Consider the following 5,988-nt stretch of genomic DNA (forward strand, 5'->3'; position numbering starts at 1 on the left):
GGCTCAGCCAAGATTTCCGTGAAGCCGATCATGCTCCCGTGCGCCGGTGACGCTCCGTCATTTGACTCGTGATACTCGCCCCGTGTGAGGAATTGCTGACGATGTTGTTGCCGCACCTCGGTGGGGTGCGGGTGGAGTCCGTGGTGCCCGAGGGGGACCTGTTACGGATCGTGGCCATGACTCCTGTGGTCACGGCGGTGCCGTGCCCGGATTGCGGTACGCCGTCGAGACGGCGGCACAGCGGCTATGTCCGCCGGCTGGCCGATGGTGCGATCGGGGGACGCCGGGTGTGCATCGAGCTGATGATCCGGCGTCTGTTCTGCGACGGCGCCGATTGCGCGCGGGTCACCTTCGCCGAACAGGTGGAGGGACTCACCGTCCGCTACGGACGCCGGACACCGCTGTTGGCGCACCTGTTGAGCGCGATCGCGGTGGCCCTGGCGGGCCGGGCTGGTGAGCGCCTTGCGGCCAGGCTGCCGGTGCCGGTCAGCCGGACGACCCTGCTGGCCCTGGTCATGGCCCTGCCCGACCCGTCTGCCGCGACGCCCCGGGTGCTCGGGGTGGACGAGTTCGCTCTGCGCAAGGGGAGGAACAACTACGGCACCGTACTGGTCGATTGCGAGACCCGGGCCCCGGTCGACCTGTTGCCCGAGCGGGAGGCGGCCACCTTCGCAGCCTGGCTCACCGAGCACCCCGGCGTGGAGATCATTTGCCGTGACCGCGGTGGCACTTATGCCAACCCTCGGGAATTGCATCAGACGGGCGAGAATCCGCAGGGCGCCAGCTCAAGGTCACACCTTGAAGGACTCCCACGTTACCGCGGACTGTCAGCCTGAGCAGGCAAGTTGCCGAGCTGATCCCGTCTGATGCATGATCTGCCCGTCAGAAGGGATGGATCTGAGTGGTGCATCAGCGCAGGACGGCTCTTGCTGGATCGGCTCAACTGGAGCTGGTTTCCGGGGTAGTTCAGCTCCGTCCCGAGGACGCCATGCTCGACGCGATGCTGCGAGGTTGGCGCGCTCAGCAGAAGTCGCGGGGGCTGCAGGACGAAACAGTCGATGACCGGGAACGGCTGATCCGCCGCTTCCTCGAGTACGCGAACGACTATCCCTGGCAGTGGACGCCAGGGCACATGGACGAGTGGTCGGCCTACCTGACCGGCGAAAAGCGCCTGGCCCCGTCCACGGTCCGCAGTTACCAGGGCGACGTGCGGTTGTTCACCGAGTTCCTCGTCGACGGCCGCTACGGCTGGGGACCGGCCTGCGAGGAAGCCTTCGGCACCCATCCCGTGGCGATCTGCCATGAGTGGAACACCATCGCTCACCTCAACGACTACGAGGGCGATCCAGAAGCGAGGCCGTTCACCCGCGAAGAACTGCAGATGTTCCTCGACTACGCCGATGACCAGGTCGAACGCGCCGTGCGAGCCAAGCGCAAAGGCGTCTTGGCGGCCTACCGGGACGCCACCCTGTTCAAGGTCATCTACGGCTGGGGACTCCGCCGGACCGAGACGTCCAAGCTCGACGTGGTCGACTTCGGGCGCAACCCGCAGGCCCGCCAGTTCAGCCGGTACGGCACGCTCAACGTCCGCTACGGCAAGGCGAAGAGGGGCCAGCCACCCCGTCGGCGGAACGTGCTGTCGGTGATGGACTGGGCCGTCGAAGCGGTGGCCGACTACATCGAGAACGTCCGGCCACAATTCGGATTTCCAGATCATCCCGCGTTGTGGGTCACCGAGCGGGGAGGGCGTTTGCAGCCCGGCTCGATCAACGACCGGTTCGAGGCATACCGGGATGCCCTGGGATTGCCGAAGGAACTCGTCCCGCACTCCTTGAGACATTCGTACGTGACGCACCTGACGGAGGACGGGGTAGACCGCCGCTTCATACAGCAGCAGGTCGGCCACGAGTGCGACAGCTCGACCGCGATCTATACCCACGTCAGCGACGACTTCATGAACACTGCCCTGCACAGGGCACTGGCTCCGGCGTTCGCCGGGGAGTGACGAGGGAGGACCCAGGATGGACGGCAAACTCGACTACCGCTGGCACCTGCGCACCGTGATGGCGGACCGCGGGATGTTCTCCACCACCGACCTCATCCCACCCCTGGCTCAACGCGGCATCACTCTCTCAACGAGCCAGGTCTACCGGCTCGTTGTCGAGCGACCCGAGCGGCTTAGCCTGAAGATCCTCATGGCCTTGCTCGACATCCTGGCCTGCACTATGGACGACCTCATCGAACCCATCGCCGTTGCCGGCGCCGCGAAGCGGCCGAAGAAGGCGGTGTCGGGCGGGACGGCGCCGGCCGAGAGTATCGGCGCCTTGCGTCCGAAGCGGGCGAGGATCACCAGGTCATCACGGTGACCGACAGTATCGAGCCGCGGCACGTCGGCGATCCGGTCAAGGCCCTGCTCGCCGTGGTCAGCGCGATCGAACCGACGGTGTGTCCGGAAGAGGTCGTCATAGCCTTGCAGCAGGCGGCTGTACGTCCCGATGGACAGCGGCGCGTCGCCGAAGAGATCGTGAGCTGCCCCGCGTTGCTCACGGGGAAGGGGGCTTCTGCCGTATCGCCGGGGGTCCTGCGGTTCATTTACGCCCTCGTGCGTGAGGGCGCCCGCACGGTCGTCGAGCCTCCCTGTCCGCGCTGCGGCAAGCAGCGAAAGCTCGGCCGGCCGTTCGACGGGGTCCGCCTTTGTGCGGGATGCACGAGGAAAGCCCTCGCTGTTCGCTGCCACCGGTGCCAACAGGTCAAACCACCCGCCCGCCGGGACGACAACGGCGAAGCCATCTGCCAGCCATGCTGGTGGCGCGATCCGCGAAGCTGGAAAGTCTGCGCGGGTTGCGGCCATCGGCGCCGCGTTGCCGCCATCACCGACAGCGGCCCAGTCTGCCAGGTCTGTCGGCCCCGGCCCGAACTGCGCTGCAGCATCTGCGACCGGCCTGGCCGAGGCACCATCTCGAAGGCGACGGGCAAGCCGATGTGCGACCGCTGTCGGGAACGCTGGATCGTGTGCTCCGGCTGCGGAACCGGGGCGTCGCTGAAGGGCGGCACGCTGCAAGAACCGTTGTGCGCCCGGTGTCTCAACCCCGATCCGGCGTTCTGGAAACGATGCGGCGTCTGCAAGATCACCTGGCAGCTGACGACAGCCGAATGCATTCGTTGCTCCCTCGAGCGCAGGCTGAGCGAGGTCTTCACCCCGGCCGACGGCACCATAGGTCCCGAGCTGGACCAACTTCGACAGACCCTGGTCCGCGTCGAGCGCCCCGACAACGCGCTGACGTGGCTGAGCAGAGCCCGCAACCGCACGGTGCTGCGGGCCGTCGTGACCGAGCATCGCCAGGTCAGCCACGAGTCGCTCGACGCGATGTCGCCGAGCAACGCGGTCACGCACTTGCGGTCGATGCTCGTCGCCGCGGGTGCACTCGAACCCCGGGACGAACGCCTCCATGCCGCAGAGCGGTGGATCGCTCAGGAAGTTGCCGTGCGCGGGCCCCTTCAGCATCAGCGGGTCCTTCACGGCTATGCCGTCTGGCATCACCTGCGCCGTTTGCGCAGCCGACTCGCCGGCGCTCCCGCGTCTCACCTCCAGATCCGTAACGTCCGATCCCACGTCACGGCCGCCATCACCCTCCTGGACTGGCTGGAGAGACAGAGCCTGACCCTGGAAACCTGCACCCAGGCCGAGTTCGAGCAATGGCTCGCCGATCAACCTCGATACCCAGAGCGAACCGCGCACTTCGTCCGGTGGGCCATGAAACACCGCCACGTCACCGGACTGACCGCCCCTGCACTCCGCTGGAATGGTCCCAGTGGAGCACTCGATCAGGACCGCCGGTGGGCGGATGCCCGACGGCTTCTGCACGACGACTCGTACGCCGTCGCTGACCGAGTCGCCGGACTTCTGGTCCTCCTCTATGCCCAGAAACTCAACGTCATCTGCGAGTTGACCACGAGCGACGTCAGCCACCAGACGGGCCGGACCGTTCTCGCCCTCGGAAGTCGGCCCGCCGTGCTTCCCGCACCTCTCGACGGCCTGGTCGACAGCCTCCTCACGATGCGCAAAAGTGTCGGCAGCGGCCTGATCGACATGCCGTCCAACTGGCTATTCCCCGGACGTTGGCCAGGACGGCCACTGACGGAAGGAGCCCTCGCCAGACGGCTCCAGGCGATCGGCCTTCACTCTCGGCAGAGCCGGAATACAGCGTTGTTCACTCTCGCCTCGGAAGTCCCGGCCGCGATCTTGGCGAAGATGCTGGGCCTCCATATCAAGTCCGCGATCCAGTGGCAGAAGGCATCAGCTGGAGACTGGGCTGCCTATGCGGCCGACGTCAGCCGCCGCTCAGGCACACTCACCGACGCACCCGCTCACGACACAGAACAGGGCACCCGATGACCACCCCGGACTTCTCGGTCGACTGGCTCACCACCTGGCAACGCGAGATCACCGCCATGCTTGAGCAGTCACTTGCCCACTTCGAGACCGTCTACGGCTACCCGCCGGGCGACAACGGCGTCCTCGTGGCCGACGATCAAAGCCGGGCCGCGGTCTCGCGGCTGAATGACACCGCCGACCTTCCCGCCACGCTGGTCATCTTCTACTCCTCAATCGCATTGCTGCAGCTGCCAGACATCGACCACGGATACTTCATCCACACTCCCGACCTGGTGCTCGGCCACCTCACCGAATACGGACCAGTTCGCCTAGCCGACCACCGCACCGGCATCGTTTTCGGCAGCGACGGCGGAGGACACCTCTTCGCTCTCGACCAGAACGGGCAGGTTCACCGATCCACTACGGCGTCGTGGCTCGACGACTTCGAGCCGGCAGCCCCGTCCCTGCCGCACTTCCTTGAACAGCTGCACCGAGCCACCGCGGGCTTCGCGGGCGACACCAAGCGCCACTCGGCTGCCGATCACGGCTGACCGATCCCGCTGATGGACGCCGTCCACGACGGCATTCCGAGAGTTCCAATACCCGACTCCACCATTAGACGGCGCCCGCGCCGGAGCCCCCGACGCCGTGCAGATTGCCGATCTCTGGCACATCTGGCACAACCTCGCCGAGGCCGTGAAACGCCTGGTCAGCAAGCACCACGCGTGTCTGCGGGATCCGGCTCCGACCCTGGGTGAGGCTCCCGAGGTCCTGCACCCGCCCGCCTCAAAGGCGGGCCGGCTGGCCGCCCGGGTCGAGCAGCACCACACGGCCGTGCACGACCTCCTCGACCAGGGCCTGGGCATCCGGGCTGTCGCCCGCCACCTTGGCCTGGCCGTGAACACCGTCCGACGCTACGCCCGGGCCGACACCTGGCAGGAACTCGCCACCGGCCGCTGGCAGAACCTCCCCAGCACTCTGGACCCCTACAAGCCCTACCTGCACCAACGCTGGCACGAAGGCCACACAGTGGCCGTGAAGCTGCACGCCGAACTCCGCGAACGCGGCTTCACCGGCTCCTACTCCGTCGTGCGCGACTACCTCCAACGCTTCCGCCGCACCCCCAACGACACACCTCCGCCACGGCCGCCGGGCGTGCGGAAGGTCACCGGTTGGATCACCCGCAACCCCGACCGCGTGAGCGACGACGACCGGCAGAACCTCAAGGCGATCCTGGCCCGTTGCCCCGAATTGGAGGCCGCGACCGGGCATGTCCGGTCCTTCGCCGCAATGATGGCCATCCGCAGCGCGGACCGGCTGCCGGAGTGGATCGCCGCCGCTCGCGCGGACGAGCGCCACGGTCTGCGTGCCTTCGCCGACGGACTCATGACCGATCTCGATGCGGTCATCCTTGGGTTGAGTACGGAGTGGAACTCGGGCTGCGTCGAGGGCAGAGTGACGGACATCAAGCTGCTGAAGCGCCAGATGGCGGGCCGTGCTGGCCACCCCCTACTCCGCAAGCGGGTCCTGCTCGTGGCCGCCGACCGCCGACAACACAGAGTCACGACCACGGCGGCCTCATGATCGGCTTCACGGAAATCTTGGCTGAGCCT

Annotated in this window: 6 protein-coding genes; all 6 read left to right on the forward strand. The window is 67.0% G+C overall.

The genetic code is table 11. From position 1 onward, the window contains the following. Positions 1-101 precede the first annotated feature (101 nt). A complete protein-coding gene (locus ACFV9O_RS39270; RefSeq protein WP_385427594.1) occupies positions 102-836 on the forward strand; it encodes a transposase family protein in 735 nt (244 codons plus the stop codon). Positions 837-901: 65 nt separating this feature from the next. Beyond that, positions 902-2,005: a tyrosine-type recombinase/integrase gene (locus ACFV9O_RS39275; RefSeq protein ID WP_385427597.1), complete on the forward strand. Its 1,104-nt coding sequence runs from the start codon at positions 902-904 to the stop codon at positions 2,003-2,005. A 16-nt stretch (positions 2,006-2,021) separates the two neighbouring features. Then, a complete protein-coding gene (locus ACFV9O_RS39280) occupies positions 2,022-2,366 on the forward strand; it encodes a helix-turn-helix domain-containing protein (RefSeq protein ID WP_385427599.1) in 345 nt (114 codons plus the stop codon). After that, entirely contained in the window at positions 2,363-4,396 is a 2,034-nt protein-coding gene (locus ACFV9O_RS39285; RefSeq protein WP_385427601.1) for a site-specific integrase, read from the forward strand. The genes ACFV9O_RS39280 and ACFV9O_RS39285 overlap by 4 nt, the downstream gene beginning before the upstream one ends. Beyond that, entirely contained in the window at positions 4,393-4,926 is a 534-nt protein-coding gene (locus ACFV9O_RS39290; protein ID WP_385427604.1) for a hypothetical protein, read from the forward strand. Before ACFV9O_RS39285 ends, ACFV9O_RS39290 begins: the two co-directional genes overlap by 4 nt. Positions 4,927-5,023: 97 nt before the next feature. Continuing rightward, positions 5,024-5,959 carry a hypothetical protein gene (locus ACFV9O_RS39295; protein WP_385427606.1) on the forward strand — a complete coding sequence of 312 codons (936 nt, stop codon included), beginning with the start codon at positions 5,024-5,026 and terminating at the stop codon, positions 5,957-5,959. Positions 5,960-5,988 lie beyond the last annotated feature (29 nt).

Source organism: Streptomyces sp. NPDC059909 (assembly GCF_042730885.1).
Taxonomy (GTDB): Bacteria; Actinomycetota; Actinomycetes; order Streptomycetales; family Streptomycetaceae; genus Streptomyces.

Bases quoted from the DNA above. Each gene is read 5' to 3' on its own strand.
- ACFV9O_RS39270 (WP_385427594.1), top strand. From the start codon at position 102: ATGTTGTTGCCGCACCTCGGTGGGGTGCGGGTGGAGTCCGTGGTGCCC.
- ACFV9O_RS39280 (WP_385427599.1), top strand. From the start codon at position 2,022: ATGGACGGCAAACTCGACTACCGCTGGCACCTGCGCACCGTGATGGCG.
- ACFV9O_RS39290 (WP_385427604.1), top strand. From the start codon at position 4,393: ATGACCACCCCGGACTTCTCGGTCGACTGGCTCACCACCTGGCAACGC.